Source organism: Brakhagea baltica, assembly GCF_052161605.1.
Classification (GTDB): domain Bacteria; phylum Planctomycetota; class Planctomycetia; order Pirellulales; family Pirellulaceae; genus JBKCUI01.
Window position 1 is genome coordinate 1065167 of the sequence record NZ_CP197409.1, and the last position, 20897, is coordinate 1086063.

General features: G+C 50.8%; 13 protein-coding genes. 4 read left to right on the forward strand and 9 right to left on the reverse strand.

Going from position 1 to position 20897, the window contains the following annotated elements; genetic code table 11:
* Positions 1–14: 14 nt before the first annotated feature.
* Complete coding sequence (locus SH449x_RS04200) at positions 15–410, reverse strand: amidohydrolase (protein WP_482380067.1); 396 nt, start codon at positions 408–410, stop codon at positions 15–17.
* Between the two features lie 104 nt (positions 411–514).
* Here SH449x_RS04200 and SH449x_RS04205 point away from each other — a divergent pair, with 104 nt between their 5' ends.
* Both SH449x_RS04205 and SH449x_RS04210 read left to right on the forward strand, forming a co-directional pair.
* On the forward strand, positions 515–2395 hold the full coding sequence (locus SH449x_RS04205; RefSeq protein ID WP_482380068.1) for an adenylate/guanylate cyclase domain-containing protein: 1881 nt from the start codon (positions 515–517) through the stop codon (positions 2393–2395).
* A gap of 28 nt (positions 2396–2423) precedes the next feature.
* Positions 2424–3317 carry a YdcF family protein gene (locus SH449x_RS04210; RefSeq protein WP_482380069.1) on the forward strand — a complete coding sequence of 298 codons (894 nt, stop codon included), beginning with the start codon at positions 2424–2426 and terminating at the stop codon, positions 3315–3317.
* Between the two features lie 50 nt (positions 3318–3367).
* On the opposite strand, the gene purN is transcribed toward SH449x_RS04210, so the two are convergent.
* From purN to SH449x_RS04235, 5 genes are all read right to left on the reverse strand, one after another.
* Positions 3368–3952 carry a phosphoribosylglycinamide formyltransferase gene (gene purN, locus SH449x_RS04215; protein WP_482380070.1) on the reverse strand — a complete coding sequence of 195 codons (585 nt, stop codon included), beginning with the start codon at positions 3950–3952 and terminating at the stop codon, positions 3368–3370.
* 4 nt (positions 3953–3956) lie between these two features.
* On the reverse strand, positions 3957–5069 hold the full coding sequence (locus SH449x_RS04220; RefSeq protein WP_482380071.1) for a hypothetical protein: 1113 nt from the start codon (positions 5067–5069) through the stop codon (positions 3957–3959).
* Positions 5070–5135: 66 nt separating this feature from the next.
* Entirely contained in the window at positions 5136–5864 is a 729-nt protein-coding gene (locus tag SH449x_RS04225) for a HEAT repeat domain-containing protein (RefSeq protein ID WP_482380072.1), read from the reverse strand.
* A gap of 183 nt (positions 5865–6047) precedes the next feature.
* Positions 6048–8831 carry a phosphoenolpyruvate carboxylase gene (locus SH449x_RS04230; protein ID WP_482380073.1) on the reverse strand — a complete coding sequence of 928 codons (2784 nt, stop codon included), beginning with the start codon at positions 8829–8831 and terminating at the stop codon, positions 6048–6050.
* A 559-nt stretch (positions 8832–9390) separates the two neighbouring features.
* Positions 9391–10941 (reverse strand): N,N-dimethylformamidase beta subunit family domain-containing protein, encoded by a 1551-nt coding sequence (locus SH449x_RS04235; protein WP_482380074.1) that lies wholly within the window; start codon positions 10939–10941, stop codon positions 9391–9393.
* 568 nt (positions 10942–11509) lie between these two features.
* Between SH449x_RS04235 and SH449x_RS04240 the strand changes: the two genes are divergently transcribed.
* Positions 11510–14944: a DUF7133 domain-containing protein gene (locus SH449x_RS04240; protein WP_482380075.1), complete on the forward strand. Its 3435-nt coding sequence runs from the start codon at positions 11510–11512 to the stop codon at positions 14942–14944.
* A 43-nt stretch (positions 14945–14987) separates the two neighbouring features.
* On the opposite strand, the gene SH449x_RS04245 is transcribed toward SH449x_RS04240, so the two are convergent.
* Genes SH449x_RS04245 through SH449x_RS04255 form a run of 3 tightly spaced genes read right to left on the reverse strand, consistent with a single transcriptional unit; the run spans position 14988 to position 17279 of the window.
* The gene (locus SH449x_RS04245; RefSeq protein WP_482380076.1) at positions 14988–16199 is read right to left on the reverse strand and encodes an alkaline phosphatase family protein; all 1212 of its coding nucleotides are present in this window, start codon (positions 16197–16199) and stop codon (positions 14988–14990) included.
* Positions 16200–16214: 15 nt separating this feature from the next.
* Positions 16215–16490, reverse strand: coding sequence for a hypothetical protein (locus SH449x_RS04250; RefSeq protein WP_482380077.1), 276 nt, complete (start codon positions 16488–16490; stop codon positions 16215–16217).
* Positions 16491–16538: 48 nt separating this feature from the next.
* Complete coding sequence (locus SH449x_RS04255) at positions 16539–17279, reverse strand: hypothetical protein (protein ID WP_482380078.1); 741 nt, start codon at positions 17277–17279, stop codon at positions 16539–16541.
* Positions 17280–17529: 250 nt separating this feature from the next.
* Between SH449x_RS04255 and SH449x_RS04260 the strand changes: the two genes are divergently transcribed.
* Positions 17530–20850, forward strand: a complete 3321-nt coding sequence (locus tag SH449x_RS04260; protein ID WP_482380079.1) for an efflux RND transporter permease subunit — start codon at positions 17530–17532, stop codon at positions 20848–20850.
* Positions 20851–20897: the final 47 nt, after the last annotated feature.

Sequence of the window (20897 nt, forward strand, 5' to 3'; positions counted from 1 at the left end):
TTATGCTCGGAGCCTTACTCAGAATCATTCGATGCAGCCTGCTCCGAATTCAAAAGCTGACCAATTCTGGCCACAGCAATCCCGAGCGATTTGGAAGCCATTTTGAAATTCATGTGACCGGAAACCTCAGGCTGTATCTCTGCGAAATGCTCGGCCGCTCGACGTAGTTTGGAAAACTTCTTGCGGGCTAGGTGCAAATACTTTCTCGCATCTCCAGAGTCAACCGATGGCCCTAAAGCTAGCATGAAATCATAAAGTTCGCGATGGACCTCCGCCAATTCCTCGTCCTCAGAGGCTTCGTCAGAGTGTTTCAAAAAGGTCCTTACCATCCAGACATGGCTCAAAACCTCGTCGATTCGCAGCATCAGCTCGGTCTCGAAAGTATCAAGGGCGGGTTGTTCTGAATCCATATTAGTAGTGATGTTCGAGATCAAATTAGTCCGATCATCAATTATACTCGGAAATCGTATTTTGTAATGTCGCACGAAACTGCTGTCTTCCCTAGGATGGAACGATGCCGGATTTAATCGCTCAAGGCCCTTCGACTACAGATCGGTGGCGAAGGTCATTGCCACAAGCTGACGTCACATCAACCGCTGTCATCGTCCTAGGACGTGCTGCGGTGGGGTGGTCTGTCCCCTGGGATGATCGAATTTCCCGCAGCCATGTCAAGCTAACTTGGAATGGCGCAAAACTTTCCATAAACCGTCTCGTAGAAGCTCGAAATCCTGTCTTCTTCAAGGGGCTTCGCCGCGATGACTTTGAAATAGGTATTGGCGAACATTTTGTCATTGGTCAAACAACCTTCAGTCTAGTCGATCATCGTATTCGGATGGTTTCACCGGGTGATGCTCCCCCGGCAATGACCGAACTAACCTTTGCACCAGCCCAACTTAGGCAATATCGATACCGAGATGCTGATCGGCGCATCGAAGCGTTAAGTCGATTACCCGAGATTATCTCTGGTAGCCGATCGGATGATGAAATGTGTGTAAGAGTGGTGAGCATGCTTATGCAGGGGATACCGCGAGCCGCTTTAGTCGCCGTGGTCGCCGATCCGGCAATGCAGTGTGATTCGGACGACTACATTATCAGGGACTCAATGACAGATTCTTTGAGTGTCCTGCCACGCCCCTCTGGCGAACCTGGTATTCGAGTGTTGCATTGGGATTCTCGCAGCACTCTTAGCGAACCGTTCGCTCCCTCAGCTCGATTGATTCAGCAAGCACTTAAAACCCAACAAAGTGTACTAAATATTTGGAACCGAAATCAGTACATGTCGAAATCCTCGTTCACGCAGAGTGAAAACGTCGATTGGGCTTTTTGCACTCCGATTCTAGGGGAAGCATGTCCTGGCTGGGCGATCTACGTCGCTGGCGATTTTTCCGGGATCGAAGATATGCCGCAAGGTAAAAACTCCACCTTGGAGGTCGAACATGGGCTTCACGACGAGCTGAAGTTTGCAGAACTAACTGCGACCACCATTAGCTCGCTGCGACAGACCCGTTTACTTCTACGACGACAAGATTCTTTGCGACCATTCTTCGCTCCCGTCGTTCAGAAGGCCCTTGCGACGGCGGATCCAGACCAAGTGCTCGCCCCTAGAGAAACCGACGTTTCCGTTCTATTCTGTGATTTGCGAGGTTTCTCTCGTCGAAGCGAAGAGTCAAGCGATCGCTTGCTCGAATTGTTACAACGAGTCAGCGATGCTCTTGGAGTCATGACGCACCACATACTGGCAACCCATGGAGTGGTGGGGGATTTTCATGGGGACGCGGCCATGGGTTTTTGGGGTTGGCCGCTCGGACAATCAGACGCTGTATACCAAGCGGCCGAAGCGGCTCTCGCCATCCGAGCGGAGTTTGAAGCAGCCTCGCAGCGCAAGGATCATCCACTGTTTGGTTTCCGAGCTGGCTTGGGGTTAGCAACCGGTCGAGCAGTCGCGGGACGTATCGGAACAGTTGACCAAGTTAAAGTTACCGTGTTTGGGCCGGTGGTCAATTTGGCATCTCGATTGGAGAGTATGACCAAACAACTCCAAGCACCGATTTTGATCGACGAGGCGACAGCTAAGAAACTCGCGAACGGCAACCATCGTTCCTTTCGAATTCGAAAAGTTGCTAGAGTCATTCCTTACGGCTTTACAACCCCTCTAACCGTTAGCGAGTTGTTGCCACCTGCTGGCGAAGGAGTATTGCTTTCGGATGAACATATCCAAGCGTACGAACAAGCCCTCGAGTGTTTGCAAACCGGAGATTGGGACGCTGCGTTCCGGTTGCTTCATCGTGTGCCAGCCGAAGATCGCGTCAAAGATTTTCTCACGGTGTTTATCGCTCAGCACGGTCGAACACCACCTGCGAATTGGCAAGGTATCATTCCCTTAGCCAACAAATAAAACCTATTACGAAACCCAAAAGAGCTAAATGAATCGAGAACCAATAAAAGAACCAAGTGCCAGTCTTTTTGATTGGATAGGCTCAGGTTTTCTGTGCAGTTCCTTCACAGTCGCCTTGCCTATCCTATTGGCCTACCGTTTCACGGGAAAAACGGGCATGGAAAAAGCGATGACCGCCATGGTGAATCCACTTTTCCTGGTTTGGTTTTGTATCTTAACTGCTGCGCTCGTTGCTAGAGGACGAGGCGAGAAGGGATTGTTTCGCGGGTTGTTTTCGTTAGGACTGTTCCTTTGGGCTTGCTCTGCTCCGTATGTCGTAAACTCGGTCGTGGCGAAATGGGAGCATCAATACCCAATCCAAACACTTGACGAATTCGAGCCATACGATGTCGTCATTGTGCTAGGTGGCGGCTGTTCATCTCGACCGGCGAAAGATCCACAGTTGAACGATGCGGGAGATCGGATCGCATTCTCAGCTCGCCTATATAAGCGAGGGCTTGCGAAGAAGCTCGTGACGACCGGGAGCAACCTCGAACTCGTGGGCTCACTGCTGGGTGAGCTACAACAAGGCGACGGTCCTAGTGAACAGACCAAACAGATTTGGATGGATTTGGGCATTCCAGAAAACGATATCGAGCAGATTTCAGGGCAAAACACGTCGGCAGAGATGGCAGGCTTGGCAGAACGAAAAGACTTGTGGCAAGGAAAACGTTGCGGACTAGTAACGAGCGCTTTTCACATGCCGCGAGCCATGACGTTAGCTAATCAGGCAGGGCTAGAGCTCGATCCCATTCCGGCTAACTTCTGGAGCGGTCCCGATGATCAGCCCGTTACCATGGAGATGTTTCTCCCGAGTCCTTATGCAATGGATCAAATCGGTAAGCTAACGAAGGAGTGGATTGGGATTCGCATAAAAAGATGATAATCGCGATTCCTCAGTGGAATTCGCTGGTCGCAAATCTGCTTACGAGTTTATACGAACCGATTCTCGAGTTTCGTGATGGCTTGCGGTAGAGCGTCGCATTCTAGTTGGAAGACCCTTCTCTGCAGGTCAGCCGGAGTATCCGTGTCAAAAACATCGCAGGCTTTTTGCAAGATAATTGGTCCATGATCGTACTCGTTATCCACGAAATGAACCGTGCATCCCGAGATCTTCACACCGAACTTAATCGCTGCTTCGTGAACCTTTATTCCGTACATTCCATGACCGCAGAAGGAAGGAATCAAAGAAGGATGGATGTTGATGACGCGATTCTCAAAATCTTTTGGGATCAACACATGCTGTAGATAGCCCGCCATGATAACAAGTTTAGCACCAGACTGTCTGATCGGTGTAAAAACGGCTTCCGAGTGAAGGGTGGGATCGTCCCCTCTTTTTTTTGTGACCACGATTGAGGCGATCTTCTCTGCGGCAGCATAGTTCAACCCAGGGGCGTCAGCGCGTGAGCTAACGACCAGGCGGAAGTCCACATCCAATTGCTTCGCATTTCGCCGATCAATGAGATTCTTTAAAGTGGTTCCACCTCCAGAGATCAATACGGCAATCGGAAGTGACATGGCTCTATCTTTGAACAGCAGGTAATCTTTTAAGCTCGATTAGAAAAGCTATCATCGTGGGCTTTTGTGCTTCACCAGCTAGCTCAATGGCTCGCGTCTGGTGGACGATAGCTTGTTCGGTTTTCCCCATCAATCCCTCGAGTTTCGCTAGTGTATGGAGCAGTCCAGATTCTGTCGACCCGTCTTGAACTAGCAAGATGGCCCGCTCCAATGCATCGCAAGCTAGCAGAATTACCTTACCGTCCTTGATATGTCCTCGTAGGGCGAGTTGATAAACCGTAGCGGAAACATCGTGTACGAATAGGGGCTCCTCCTCGCAAATTGCGAAGAGCTGTTGAACCACGACCGCAAACTCAGTTGCGTGTTTACCTGATCGGGAAAAAATCTCTAGCTTACTCTTGAGCAACCCGTAGGTTATCCGAGGCTCGTCTGACATTGCAAGGAAGCGATCAATCTCGTTAATGGCCCCGTCCCAATTCTTGGCTTTGGTCAGTCGAGCTATTGAGGCTTGCACCTCTTCCACTAAACGCTGTTCTCGCTCCATTTTTTCACGATCCCAACGGCCCAGAACGACTGCTTCTAAAATGGTATCGAGCTCGCTAGGATGACCATCCCATTCCACTTTTCCCTCCCGCCCAACGATGAATGCCCACGGCAAATGGTTATCGAATTTTTTCCCCAAGTAAGCCCGCTGCGGGGAGCTATTCTGGGCGGAACCAATGACAAGTTTGTGGGCTAGCCGACCGTAGCTTATGGTTTGCTGGTCTGGCGTTTTAACTGTTTCCCTTAGGAAAGTACTAATCGTCGCTGGAGGCTCGTGGCTTACGAAAGTGAATCTTACATCTTGCTCGCGAAAGGTGTGTTGAAGGGCCACTAAGTGCAGGAAGCTTGGGTCAGCCTCGGTGCATGTGGTGCTCCAAAATTCGATGACGTTGACTTTCCCATTCACAATTCCTGTGGGAACATTTGATTGATCGCCGCCTGTAGAGATCCAACGACTTACTTCAAGGCGAGGAGCTTGTACGCCTGGCCTGATGGCTGCAATTTCCTGCGCAAGACCTGAAGCGGATGAAAGTATCCCAATAATCGGCAAGATCGTCAGCAAGTACTTGAGCATGGGAGGCGACCAAGTGTGGAAGAATGAAAGCTAGAATCCGTTTAGTGCTTCAGACGCGTGGCAATACTAACGCCAAATAGAGAGGAACTGGCTGGCCAAGCTAGGTGCTTCTGGCTGAATATCATCGCCATTCATATATTGTTTCCACTTTGCAACGTCGCCTCGAAAATCGACACCGGTGTGGTGTTTTAATGCAACCGTCGCGGAGGATTGAATGGCGGGAGAGCGATCGTTGAGTTGACTGGCGAGGAACGTTTTGACTTCATCGTCCGTGTGATGCCCGAGAGATTCAATAGCCAGCAACTTAACGGCCTGGCTTTTATCGCTCGATGCCATTGTGATCAGCGTTTGAGTTGAAAGTGAGTTGTCACTCTTACTGAGAGATTTCGCAACTGCCATTCGAACCTTCTCGTTACCGTCCCTCGACAACTTAGCCAGTCCCTCAATTGCTCTCGGGTCGTTCGGGACCTCTTCTAAGACCATGGCAACTCGTCGACGAATCTCGGGAGAAGTGTCATCGATCGAGGATTGGGTCAACGTATTGATGAAGCGAGCTTGTTCGTCCGGCGTGTAGCTGGCAATTTGTGCTTTGAGCAAATCGAACTGTTTGATTCTGTCGTCGAAAACTTCTGCTCGTTTCTTATCTTCGTTCCATTGCTTCACAATCCAGGGATTTAGTTTCTTCATCTGGTAGAGTGGACCGTCGGCACAACCAGTGCAAACGAGAAAACAGCCGAGTAAGATCCCGTGCTGAAACCTAGTCTTAACACCATTCTTGGTTGAGAAAGCAGTCATGCACATTCCAGAACGATAGTTGGAATCGAAAGCGAAGTATCCTTTAGTGCAGACATTAGTAAAACATCGAACCCGGAGGCTAGGGCAATCACAGCAAAAATCTAGCCCCCCGTTCGCTGCACTTCTTCGCTAGCAAATCGAAGCTATTGCCTTTTTGCTTGCGCACCAATGCAATCGCTCTGCTTAGCCTGTCGTTCCCAATCCGCTGGCGATGGCGTTTACAGTTAGCAACAACTGGGGAATAAGATTATCTGCTTCGTTGGTGGCTTGCATGCGATGATAACTCCGCCACATTGTGAGCAAACCAATCTGCTGCTTGTGAAGCACGCGAAGCCCCGAAGCACGCAAGTTCATCATGCGTTGAACGTTGGGCCTGCGCTGTGCTAAAGATCCCCCGTAGATTGCTTCAACCATACGACTGGTCAATGCCAACTCCGATTCGATCTTATCCATGCATCGAATTCGCAAATCTGCATCCTCAACCATGCCAGCATAGGCTCTCATGATCTCCAGATCAGTTGCAGCGAGACTCGTTGCAACATTACTGATGAGGTAATGGAGCGGTGCCCACTGAGACATCGTCCTAAATAGCTCGCCGAACTGTTCAGGGTTGTTTTGTTGCAATTGGTTCAACGCCGTCCCGACTCCATACCAGCCAGAGAGAAAAAATCTGGCTTGCCCCCAACTAAAGACCCATGGGATCGCTCGCAAGTCCGCCAGCGTTTGCTGCCCCGTTCGCCTCGATGGACGAGAACCAATTCGGCTTTGTTCGATGGCGTCGATCGGCGTTGCTTGCCTAAAGAATGTTACAAAACCATCGGAGTGCAAAAGCGAGGTGTAGCACTCCCGAGCCCACTCAGCTAACTGTGTCAACGTTCCTTCGAGCGGATGTTCAGCTTCATCGTGCTCTATATCCCACAACGTCTTTCGCGTTACTCCCGCTAGGAACAATTCCAAGTTGTAGATTGCCGTGGACTGGTGAGCGTACTTCTGCGGAATGGTTTCTCCTTGCTCGGTTACGCGCAGATCACCACCTAGCGTATCATCCGGCAATGACTTGATAAATCGATGGGTAGGCCCAGCGCCTCGGCTAATCGTCCCTCCACGACCATGAAAGAAGCGAGCTCGAACACCATTCTTTCTACCCACCTCAAAAAGTGCCTTTTGGGCACATCGCAAATGGACCAAACTGGCCAAAATACCGCCATCTTTATTGCTATCGCTATAGCCAATCATGACTTGTCCGACCGGACTCGCTTCCCCATTATGCTTCTGGATCGCGTTCAAGCTGCGTTGGGTAACAGGGTGCTGCAAAAATTGATCATAAATACCGGGACTATTCTGCAAATCATCGACCGTTTCGAAAAGAGGAACGACTGGCAGAGGACATAGCAATCCCTCTGGCGTATCTTCCACCAAACCAACTTCCCTGGCCAGCAAATAAACCACGAGCAAGTCTGAGACATTGCGAGTCATGCTGACGATTAATGCGCCCAACCCATCTTGACCATGCGCAACACGAAACTCCTTAAGTACGTGCAGCGAGGATAGTACAGCATCGGCTTCTACACCGAGAGAAACGCCCGGTCTTGCAAAAGGGCGTTTGGAAGCCAACTCTTTCGTCAGAAAATCCAATCTCTCGATTTCACTCCACTGCGAAAAGTTAGTTCTATCGAAGCCTGCGGCGCTCAGCAACTGCTCAACAGCGCGATCGTGAAAGTCGCTATTCTGACGCACATCCAGCACAGCTAGGTGAAAACCAAACGTTTGCACAACTCGCATCAACGGCTGGACGGAGTATTCGGCTGCATGCTTTTGCCCACATGCAATCAAGCTGTCGTATAAGATGCGCAGATCATTTAGCAGCTCAAGGGAACGCTGATAGGTCGGTGCCTCTTCCTTAACGATAGTGTCACCAGCCGAACCATGCTTCGGGAGCCTGGCAATCATGGTGTTGATGAACTGTCTCCACGGTTCATTGGGGTTGCGATCCAGAGACTTCTTCCCCTCAGATCCAGTTCGATTCGCAGCTAAAGCGAGGGCCTGCAAAAATTCCGGATTTGGCTTTTGCCAGTAGGCGGAAAGACTGAGTTGCCTCGCCAGTTGCAATAACTGACGATGGATCAGCCCGATCGCACTCTTCCGCATTTCCAACAAACTTTGTCGGGTAACATCCGCAGTCACCAATGGATGCCCATCGCGATCCCCACCCACCCAGGTGCCAAACGTCAACTTTGGAAATACCAGTGGGTCGTCGAAAACCTTTGGGTCTAAACCAACATCGCTCCAAGCGCGACGCAATCGCTGATCCAAGGGGCGTAACACCGAGGGAAAGACATGCGTCAAATAATCTAATACGTTGCGACGTTCGGATTGGATATCGGGTTTGTCCAGATAAATCTCGCCGGTACGCCATAAAATCGCCAGGATAGCATGAACGGCGTAATTGATCTCTTCGCTTACCGGGTCAACGCGATCGTGAGCAGGTTGTGACAGAGCGCTTCGTTGCTGAAAACGTTCGAACAGGCGTCGGTGATGAGCCAGTACGGTCGCACGTTTGGCCTCGGTGGGGTGTGCTGTGAGCACGAGTTCGACGCGCATCTTCGGTAATTCGCGAGCAATCTGTGCCGAAGAAAGGCCACTCTCTTTGAGTTGGCGAAGGGAATCCCCCCAGAGTGCTGGCAACGCGTCCGCACCCGAGCGTCGCTCTACCCCTTTGCGAAACTGATCTGCTGCATTCTGCTCCGCCATGCTGAGCAATTGGAATGCGATCGAATAAGCTTGGGTTAAATGAACAGAATCCTGAGTGATCTGACAAGGTACGGCCGCATCTCCCAGCAGAGGCAGCAACTCAGCCAAGTCGCCATCACCTGACTCTTGCAATACTTCTCGAAGACATCCGAGAATCCAGTTCCACTGTTCGATAAGATTCTCTTCATTTAAAGCCAAAACGCTTTCGACAACCATAACAATCCAATCTGAAAGAGAGCTAAGAGCAACAAATGCGTGAGCAAGGGTTTGAGAGGAAAGCATAGCCTAAACGGGAATGCATCGATTATCTACTCGGGATTTTTAGCCCTCCTAACTTTGATCACGCAACATCAAAGACATCAGAAAGTGGTGCCATCCCTTTTTTCTTGACTGTCTTTTTGCACCAAGATGGAATTTTCGAAGGGTCGACTAACCAAAAAAAGTCCGAGTCCACGTTGCCCCCGAAGCTAGGAACGGAGAGCATTCTAGGGACACAGCACTTGATCGATTAAAATTCAAGAGACGTAGCACTTGATCGATGGTCAACTGATAGAATCGCTGGATCTTAAAGACAAGCTGTGTCCCTAATTGCCCTACCATCTCTCGCGGTGTAGTCCAATCCACCGAGTTCCGAAGTGCATTGGTGAGGCCACACAACATTTCGATGCCGCCCCGCGACGCCTGATGCCGATCCTGCCAACCCAGTTTATCCCGGTGCTTGCCAATGTCCCCATTCTGCTCATCCTTGGCATAATGGGGGGCAAAATGGTTGCTGTCAACTGCGGATCATTCGATTCAAAACATTTCTGGTCATCCGCTGAACTCTCGCGTCAACACCTTGCGGGGCGGTGTAAACCTTGGGTGATTGATAACCAGGTGGGGCGCTCAGCCCGTCAACCCACCAGCAAGTAGAGGCATTGAAGACAATGTTCCCCTGCGGACCGGGATAGACGGTTGCGGTGTAATGACCTCCATTTAGCTTGCCAGGGGCCGATTGCGTTGGCCCCTCTGCGACGATCTCTAGGCCCGGAATGGGAGCAGGATCACCATGGTACTCCCACCCAATCAGACCCTCGATACGATCTCCCAACTTCATGCCCGTGTTCTCGTACAACCAGTGGTCCGGTCGAGTGCAAATCCAATCTGCTCCGCCCGTCACAGGTCCAGTACTGTGTGCACCAATCAATTCGTTCGCATAAGGCCTTTCGTGTAGTAACGAACTCATCGATTCGAACTCGTGCGTTCCCCCCGGCGGCCCAAAGACCCCAACGCGCTGAATCGATCTGGTGGATTCCTCCCACGCGACACGCCCGCAAACGGCATTGCCACTGAAGAATCCAACGCTTACGCCACTTGCAATCGCGGATTGGACATTTCGAAACATCTCGATGGTCCAATACTCGTCATGCCCAACGCTCAAAAATCCTTTTCCTCGGGCTGCTGTAGCTTTGTCGCGATGGGTATCGGTGTTGGACACATAGGTTACGTCGTAGCCCTCTCGTTCTAGCCAATAAACAAAGGGAAACTCCCAGAGAAAAAATTCTCCGGTTCCAATCGAAAGTGGTGCGTCAAGTATCTGACAATACTTTCCGTACGGACGATTGAAACTGACCATGGCCTTGCGGCCCCAATGCCACTCATTCTGTCCATCGTCATAGAGTGAAAATTGGCTGGGCCACCGGTTATAGGCTTGCCAAGTATGATCACTGGCTTGATAGACTAAATCTGCTTTTCTTTCGTCGCGAACCACGAAAACAATATAGCTCTCAAGTCGTTCGTTAAGCTCCGTGAGCTTCGCAACGTAAACGCCACTCACCCAACCCTTGCCAATCAAAAGCTTAGCAGATGGTTCCCAATCGCAATCCATTAACCGCAACTCTCCTGCTTCTGGCGTGGGCTGCTGGGTACATGGAATTGGCCCGAGCTGTGCGACCCGCCGGCCTCCACTCCCGTTGTAATAACCCATTCGATAGACATCGATCAGAACTTGTGCTTTTGGTTCGGTACTGATCATCAGGTCGAGCGTCTCTCCAGGCTGAATACTGGCGTGGGAGGCATAGCCCTCTACCCAAGGACAACGAAACTTGGTTTTCGGGTCGATTCGAGTATGACTCGGTAGCCAAGTGGTATCTCCCGCGAGCGAGTTCTCGTTGGAAATAACCGAGGAGGTAGAATTCAGTAAGCTCCCCTCACCTCCTGTTGGAGACGAAGCCTGCGTAGAGGACGAACCTTGTGTGCCAGGCAAATTCCATAGGTTTACCTGAGCTGCCGCGCAGCTAGAAGCGATAACCTGCAAGGCATTTCGTCGTCTAATCGGCTGATTCATTTTCTTGGTTCCTTTGGAGGTTCTTCGTATTATTAGGGCATTTTGTTAGGCCGTAACAAGTCTTGGAAGAGACGCCGTTACGGCATACTGTCGATCTAGTAACTGTTCACACGGTACTTATCTAATTCCATCTTCGACTCAAGAATCGGCAAACGTTTAATTCGACTCTAGCAACTGACCGACGGAGCGGTCAGCGACATTGTCGCGGATCGCTCCGCCGATCCGATTTTCCGTATCCCGGTTATCCCCACAACTAATTCTGCTACCAAGCCGTGAACGGATACTCGATTCAACACTTAACCGTGATCGATGCCATCCAATTGTCGAAGTTTTCTTCTTTGGGTAGATGGGGTTGGCCAAACGAACGTTCTGGCTTTTCACTGGTAGGCTCAACTACCAAGACATAAAATCTACTAAAATACCGGTGGGGACGGGAACGGGAGTCGCTGATAATGCGCCAATCAACAGTTTTGGTTCCAAGTCCCAATCTCCCCAAAAAGTGCTCGCTTAACATAACACGGATATTCTTCTAATGGTTTTATCTACGAATCTTCGACGAAATCCCCACATGAGTTTTCTTCGCGTTCACTCCAGCTTAATGGCCATTGTCTTTTGCTTTGTAATCGCTTGCGACTCTGCATCGATGCTCCTTCGGGCTCAGGAGCCTGGCAATCCGAATCAGGCGTCTGGGGGGCACGTGGTCGCCGATCGTCAAACGGTAGATATCGATGGTTTTCAATTTCAAGTACACCCGAACTACAAGTGGGAAAAAGTCGCCTCACGAGACCTGACCCGCTGGCCGATTGTTGCGACGTGGCACCACGATGGAAGTCTCATTGTAGCCGAATCTGCAGGTGTCAAATCCTCAGTCCAAGAACAACTGCTTACTCGCCCACATCGAATCGTCCGCCTTTCGGATTCCGACCACGATGGAGTGCTCGACACACGAACAGTTGTCGCAGAGGACATGCCGTTTCCCGAAGGTGTTCTCGTATACAAAAACCATTTACTCGTCGCTGCACCACCGGAAATCCTGATCTTGACCGATACCAATCAGGATGGAGTTTACGATTCGCGTTCGGTCTGGCACGATGGAAAAACGCTGACGCACTGTGCAAATGATCTGCACGGTCCGTTCTGGGGCCCCGATGGATGGATTTATTGGTCCAAATCTGCGTTTGCGGAACAAGACTTCCCGATTTCCAATCGAATTCACGGAGCCAGCAGCGCGTCCCATTTGTACCGCAAACGATTTGGAGCCCCCTTCGACACGACAATCCCAAATATCCCCGAACGATTGATGACCGGTGGTATGGATAATCTCGTTGATGTCGCTTTTCACGAATCAGGAGACCGATTCTTTGTGTCGACGTTTCTCCATCATCCAGGTGCCGGCGTGCGCGATGGAATGGGGCATGCTGTCTACGGTGCAGTTTTTGGTAAGGACCATGCTGTGTTGCAAAATCATCTTCGCACAGGAAGCCTCTTTGCTCCGATTGCCGAATTGGGCCCGGCTGCACCCGCTGGCATAGAAATAGTTGACTCACATGCTTTCATCGCCGAATTCAATCTGCAACGGGTCTCATCACACCGATTGATTCCTGATGGTGCCGGTTTCACAACCGAGCGACAGGATTTGGTGATCGGGGAACAACTCGACTTTCACCCAGTCGATATCCTTCAAGATATCAATGGCAGTTTTCTCGTTGTCGACACAGGGGGATGGTACGATCTGTGCTGTCCCAGTTCAGGAAACGAAAAGCGAATTTCAACTGGCGGAATCTATCGCTTAACCCCCCTATCAGCCCGGTCCTACGCGAGTCTCTACGATTCCGTGATCGAGACCTTACAGCACACACCTGCGAAATGTTTAACTCACACCAATCGACGTGTCCGCCAATGGGCAGATGCGATCCTCGTTTCCGAGTTTTCGAATGATCCCCAAATACCGGATCAAGTCCGTTCCCTATGGAACTCTACTGACCTTAGCGATGCGAGCCGTCTGACCGTTTTTTGGTCCCTCACTAAATTTATTGCATTGAGCGATCAAACGGCCCCCAGCGCCGCACCCGATTTCGTCCTGCAAGCCCTCCATTCAACCCAACCGCCTCTGCGATACGCGGCGTTGCACACCATTTCGCTCTATAAATGGTCCGATTGCCAATCGCTGTTGATCTCGCTTCTCAAGGAATCAACCGATCCCACGGTCGTTCGCCTTGCAGCCGAAGCTCTCGGCAGAATCGGAGACGTATCGGTCCTAGAAGCCTTGCTAGAGCGCTGGACACGCGAACATACGATTCCGCAACGCTCGCAAACTACGAAGTTGGAAGCAAAGCACGCAGATACGCCCCACATAGATCGGGTGCTCGATCATGCTCTTCTGTATGCTATGATGGAAATCTCATCGGATCAGAGTGTCGCATCCGCCGCCGTCCCATTTTTGGTCAAGCAATTACCCACTCCGCAGCAGCTTAGCGACGTATCCGACCTATCCGACGCATCTCTAAGCTCGGTAGCTTTGAAGCAAGAAGCAAATGCCTTGCCGTCTGTCGCAGCCTTGCGAGTACTGAAAGAAATCCTCGCGCTCGACTTGTCGGTCTTGCCCTCTTTGATCGCCGCGACCCATTCCCCACACCCAGAACTCGCCCGTCTCGCGTGTGAAGCGATCGCTCAGTCTTCGGAACTGACATCTGCCTATTTTGCTCTTCCTGAGAGACTCGGGCAGCATTCCCAATCGCCGACACTTCAGATCGCATCGATTGCCTACAAGCACCCAGCAGTCATCGAGTGGGTTGCCAATGTCAGCGTTGATACAACTGTACCGCAACGAACGAAAATGCAACTCATGGAATCGCTCATTCCGAAATATTCGAATCAAACAATCCCCAAAAGCTGGAACGCTGGGTTCGCGGTGCTTTTGCGGGAGCTGGTTTCACAGCGACAACCCGCGCTGTCTCAAGCCTCAACATCCGCAGCGAAAGAACTAACAGACTCCGAGACCGAATTGGTGCGCTGGCTTCAATTGCTCCATCAGACAACGATCAATTCCGAGTCTGTGGACTTACTGAACGTTTTGAAAGGCATTGCGAAATGGGAAGCGGATTCGACGGAGCCGAATCTTTCCACGGCAGGGCTCTATGCAATTTCGTTGTTGCCCCAAGGATCGGTTGCAATTCCTTCACCCGTTCAAATCCAAATCGCCGCGTATGTTCTCCACCCTCAACCGGGATCGCAGGACTCCCGAAGCATTGCCTTGAAATCGCTGAAAAAAATAGACTGGGACAGCCATGCCTTAAATGTGTGGCTTGAGCATCTTTCAGAAATTGGGACATTGGAGTTTACGATGGTTCTCGACAGTCTCATGGGCAGTCAAGTGGCGAAAACTCCCGAAATGTCTGCTTTACTTATGGAGGTGTTATTAAAGGCACCCGCTGTAAAAACGGTCCCCGAATCGGATTGGAAACGCCTCATCAAATCCCAGCCCGAATCCATGCGTCCAAAGTGGGAAGAGTTTGTCAAAGAGTTGCACCGACTCGATAGCCAATCCGCTACCAAAATCGAAGCGATACTGGCATCGCTCCCACCTGGAGATGCCTATAGAGGCCAAGATCTATTTAGAAGTCAGCGAGCAGCGTGCATTCAATGCCACAAAATCGCTTATGTTGGCGGAACGATCGGTCCAGAATTGACACGGATCGGACAGTCCCGAAACCGACGTGATTTCCTCGAAGCCATTTTATTTCCAAGCCAGCGTATTGAACAAGGTTATCAGACAACGAGCATCCTGACCGAAAACGACGAGACCTATCAAGGACTCATTGCGGTGGAAGATGCTTACAGGATTGAATTGATCGTTAACGCGAATCAGCGGGTCTCGGTTGACAAATCGGAAATCTCCGAGCGAAAGACAAGCTCCACCTCGATTATGCCTGCTGGAATGGAGAACGTACTCAGTCCCTCAGAGCTCGCGGATCTTATCGCGTTTCTGGAGCAATGTCGTTAAATGAAAAGTATGGTGATATTTGAGACGAATCAAAGGAAATCGGCTATCGGGTCGGTTTGATGAGCTCTTCGTCTAGCCAATTAACTGGTCCAGGTTCTTCGCCTGATGTGTGAGCCTGCACGAGTTTGTCACGAAGAGCGTGCATTTTTTCAACAACCGCCGTAGCTCGGATGGAAACTTCGTTTTGCTCCCAACGATCATCGGGCTTGGCGAAAAGTTCGGCGCCTCCCTGAGTGTTGGCGGTCCCCTCTGTGATTCGACAAGACCATGCAGGAGAAATCACATAGCATTCGTTGGCAGCTATCGCGATGGCTGCACCGATACGATCCATGGTGTCGATGCTTTCATCGCATAGCGATGCAAAGATCAATTCCTCGGATTCTTCGCTTGGGTCGGAGTTGAGCCACTTTACGATCCAGTCTCCTATCTCATTTGGCTGCATGATCGTTGGGAAGCGAATTCCAACCGGCAGAGAGTCTCCCAAACGAAAGATACAAGGGCTCTGCAAGGCTTCCGCGTAGAGTCGTCCCGCCTCACCTCCCACCATGCCGTGTTCACCCAGCGGATAACCAGAGACGCCGATGAGTCCGAATAAAGTGTCTTTTGTCAGATTCAATTCCTTCAACGTGCCCAACAGCTCGCCAAGTGCTTGATCGATCACGACCACTTGGCCTACTATTGCACAAGCGACTCCGAACACATCGTCAGGATCGGTAGACTTGTTCACCGAAAAAGTTATTGGGGTCACGTCGGTTGGTGGCTCGGGGTCGTCTTCATCGCACATGATGCGTCGATAATCGTAGGGGGCGTCCCATACCCCACGCAGGCCGCGTGAATGAATCCATAGCATGGAAAACATGTTCGACTCCGCCACCCAAGCTCCCATGGCTGCCTCGAGCAATTCCTCAAACTCGGTTTCGTCCTCGAGATCTTGATGATCGACCAGGAGCACCCGTTCGAACAAGTTGGCCGATGGAGACTCCAGGACTCTTTTGTCGTCGGTGACAAGCAGTCCTTGCCCTACCCATTGGATCCACTCCGAGTAATCGGCAGACTCGCGATTGAGCTTGTGAGTGCCGCTCCATAGGGAGGTTAAGACCTCGAGCGAGTTGGAGGAATCAGCCCAGCACTGATCGAGGACTATGGATCGAGCTGCAAGTGCGTTCATATTCGGGGTTGGGCAAAGACTGTTCCCGTAGGTTCCAACCATATTGGTTCCGAGCCCGTCGATACTTACTAGGATCGCTTTCTTCATGTTCTCTCTTAAGTTCTAACGAGACTCATTCACGAATATAAGACTGCCAGCCCAGCCTAGGAGGCAAGCCTCTTCTCTTGAAGCCCAATACCATGATTCGCAACTAGAGTGTAGTTGCTCGACATGCTCTCGCATCAATCGATCCGTCAGTTGCGGATCGGACCATGCTGCATCGCATTCGTCGCATTGGCATACCGATCTCAAAAATTGCTTTGATACTACAGCTCGGATTCGTACTAATCCCTGTTGGCAAACGGGACACTCCGAGATGTAGAGGACGGAATCACTCATGGAATCAAGCAATCTAAATTCGAGGTTCAATTGATTGGTACTAAACGTTTAGCGGATGGGAAACGCGGTGATTACAGCATCTCCGTTACGAACGACGATTCGCATGCGCTGCAATTTAGGGTTGCGTTGCCTCTTGCCAGCTTCACCACCGAGGTAGCCGATCGCCTCGGGGAAGCTCGCCTCGTAGATCATAGCACCTTGATCTTCGCTGACACTGGTTCCCTTTTCACGTCCCCGCGCGGCAAGATAAGCCTGGTCGATTTTCTTTAAAAAATCAACCATTGATCCTGCAAAGACGCCATGTGATCCTGGTCGGTTCGGGATGTCCTCCAAATGTCTTTCGATATGCTTTAAACGATGTCCCTCGTCTGATCCAGGCCCGTAAATAAGTCCTGCGGGGGAGCGGAATCGGTTTCTTGGAAGCTCAGTCAGAAAATCTTCTGCACTTTGGACAGATGATGATCGAGAGTTCGTAGGCGAATCAGCGGCAGCCGCATCCTCCTCGTGACCAGTCTCAAGCCGCCCACCATTGGTTTGAGGATTATCCTGGGAATCGTTGTTTTTTGGGGAGGTGCCCGCGATCTCATTCGTATCGTCTCGGGTTCTAGACTCCTGGGATTGTAATTGCTCAGCGATCTGTGCAATACCTGGTAGTCTCCAACCAAGCTTGTTGTTTATTAGTGGCTGGAAGAGGGCATAGATCGCGAGAAAACCAACGATAATCAGGGCTGTTCGTGTGTTGATTCCTCGATTGCCACTCCTGCCGTTTTGCCTATTCCGATTATTCATGTTTTTAACCAGCTCAATATCTGGAGATCTCGCGTTCTGCTGCTGCCTTAGGGTTGGAAGAATCTGATCTAGTGGTAGAGGATTCTTGGCGGACTAACTAAACTAGGGGCGTAGGAGCAGCGACCACACTCCGCTCCAATCCCTTCCCGTTTCCCGGTAGATGCCCCCCGGGTTCCCTCCTGACAGCCTCCCAAAGTTTAAACATGTTCCCACTTGTTTCCCTTCCTTTCCAGCCGAATTTGGTGATCTAGTGTATTGGTTGGCAGAAATTTGCGTAAAACGCCCTGTTTTCGCATTGATGCTGGTTATGGCATTGGTCGTGGCAGGGATTGTTGCGTTTCCATCCCTAGGGATTGATCGCTATCCGAAAACCGACCTACCAACTGTGTTCGTTCGGACAACTTACCCTGGGGCGGCATCGGAGGAGGTCGAGTCCGAGGTGTCGAAGATCATGGAAGACGCTGTGGCCACGGTGGCCGGGATCGAAGAGCTGCGAAGTATCTCGCAGGACGGCAGCTCTCTCGTTTTGGTAACCTTTAACCTAACTCGCAATATTGATGCAGCGGTTCAGGATGTTCGAGATGCTGTGGCTTCCGCAGTTCGGCGACTTCCTCCAAATATCGATCCTCCGGTTGTTTCCAAGTCGGACCTGGACTCCAGTCCGATTATGACAATCGCATTGTCTGGTGATCGTAGCCCATCTGAACTTTATTATTTGGCAGATCGTTACGTGAAGAGCGTCATCGAATCCGCTCAGGGGGTCGGGCAAGTTTCGATTTCGGGAGCCGCCGAGCGAGCCGTCAAAATCAATGTCGAAGCGCAAAGGCTGGCAGCCTATCAGCTGTCGATCATGCAAGTTCGCGAGGCGATCGTTCGTCAAAACACTGAGGTTCCCGGCGGTCGAGTGGACGAAGGTCTCATTGAACGTGCGCTCCGGACCATGGGCCGAGTCCCCGAATCGAAAGAATTCTCCGAACTCGTGGTTGATACGGTAGGAAGTGTTCCGATTCGCTTGCGAGATCTGGGTACCATCGAGGACTCAACCAAGGAGGTTCGTTCGATCTCCCGATTGAATGGGGTTCCGAACGTAACCTTAAGCGTTCAGCGACAATCTGGTGAAAATACGGTTGAAGTGATCAGTGCGGTAAAGCAACGTTTGGATCGCGCTCGAGCCATTCTTCCTTCCGATATCGAACTCACCATCATCCAAGATCAGTCTCGCTACATCTTGGCTGCGTTGCACGAGATACAGAATCACCTGATATCGGGCTCCATTTTGGCATGCCTAACGGTGCTGCTCTTTATGCGTTCATGGCGGTCGACGCTGATTGCCTCGGTAGCCATCCCTGCCTCGATCATTGCAACCTTCGCTTTCATGAAAGCGTTCGGCTTTACGCTAAACAATGTCACCATGTTGGCTTTGGTGCTTATGGTGGGAGTGGTTATCGACGACGCTATTGTTGTCCTGGAGAATATTTTTCGCTGCATAGAAGAAGAGGGGATGGACCCTAAGGAAGCCGCGATCAAAGGAACCAAAGAGATCGGGTTAGCTGTTCTCGCAACGACAGCTTCTCTGGTCATTGTGTTTTTGCCCGTTTCGTTTTTATCGAGCGTCACAGGCCGAATGCTTTTCCAATTCGGCATCACTGCCACCGTGGCCATTCTGGTGTCTATGTTCATCAGTTTTACTCTGACACCGATGATGTGCAGTTTGTTGCTCAAGAAACCGAATCATGCTCTCAAAGGAAAACAAAACGCAACCTCCCGAGGTGGTTTCTATTCGTGGATTGAAGCTGGCTATATGTTCAGTTTGCGCACTGCCATGAGGTTTCGTTTTGCGACCCTGATACTCTGCTTCTTGACCATTGCCGCTAACATTCCACTTTATTCGTGGGTTCAACAAGATTACATTCCGACCAACGTAGACGAATCCGAGTTCGAGGTCAGCGTCAACGCAAAAGAGGGAACGACCATAGCCTCGATGAACATTGCTATGGAAAAGATCGAGGAGAAGCTTCGCAATGTCGATGGTGTTGTCTTTACGCTTGCATCAGTAGGAACCCGCGGCTTTGGTGGAGTTAACAACGGCAATATCTACATTCGCTTGGTTGATTCAGAGACTCGTAACTTTTCGTTAGGTCGATTCTTTAAAGAACTGCTGAAAGGAACTCCCTCTCAAGCATTCGTCGGCAATTACTCGCAACAAAAAAAAATGTCCGAGGTTCGCGAACTCCTAAAGTCGTTTTCGGATGTCAGGGCTTCGATACGGAATCTGACATCGTTGCGTCAAGGGGCCAACGTGGACATCGACTACTCCATTGTTGGTCCAGATGCCAAGGAGATGGCTAAGTTCAGTGAAGAATTGAGAAAGCGAGTTCGAGAGATTCCGGGGATCGTCGATGTGGATTCGACTTTGCGACTTGATAAACCGGAAGTATTGGTCGACATAAATCGAGAACGAGCGGCTTCATTGGGCGTCTCTGTTCAGGAGATTGCGGACACATTGCGAATCGCCGTTGGGGGCGATGATCGAGTATCCAGGTATCGAGATCCCGCTGTCGACGATGCCTATGATGTTGAGCTTCGGCTTGTGGGGGTTGATCGTCAGGATGTGGATGCCATATCTCAACTCTACGTGCGTGCTAATCCGATGGTATCATCAAGTGGGACCCAATATGCCGCCTCGATGGAGAATAGTGGTGGGAATGTCTTAACCAGGATTGAGAATTTGGTTTCTTTCCGCTTTGGAGATGCATCAGCTCGAATAGACAGATTGGATAGGCAACGCATGGTGGCGATACGGGCAAACATTGCTCAAGGCTACTCGCTATCCGATCGTATTGAGGCCGTGAATGCGGAAGCTAAAAAAATTGGTATACCAGCAGGTTTCGACACTCGAGTTCTCGGTAGAGGACGAGAATTAGAGCGTACGGTAGGTGAGTTTCGGTGGGTTCTGCTATTAAGTTTCGTCTTTATGTATATCGTACTAGCGGCCCAGTTCGAACATCTGGCCCACCCGCTTACCATTCTCTTTACCCTACCGCTCTCGATTCCATTTGGCCTGTTCAGTTTGTGGCTGGGGAGTGAGTCGCTGAATGTCTATTCGGCCCTCGGTGTACTGGTGCTATTCGGAGTGGTGAAGAAAGCAGCTATTCTTCAGATCGATTGTATGAATACTCTGCGGCGGAAAGGCGTTGACCGGACAACAGCTATCTTGGAGGCAAACCGAGATCGATTCCGGCCAATCTTAATGACCACCATTTCGTTCGTGGCAGGTTTGCTTCCGCTCTTGATCGCAACTGGTCCGGGAGCAGAAGAAAGACGCTCTATCGCCGTCCTTGCCACCGGAGGCCAGACCTTATCCTTGCTGTTGACACTCCTAGCAGTACCTGTGATTTATTCGTACTTGGACGATTTGTCGCTATTGTTCCAACGAAAAAATCGAACCAGCGATTCCGATATGGAGGATTCTTCGCCAGACCAAGGCCCCGCCACCATCACAGTTGACAAATCCTTGATCGACCAAACACCAGCAGCCGAGCCACCTGCTGTGCAACCATCCGTTGCATGAAAATGTTCTAGCTAATACTGCAAGTCCGACCGCACGACCCTTGCGTT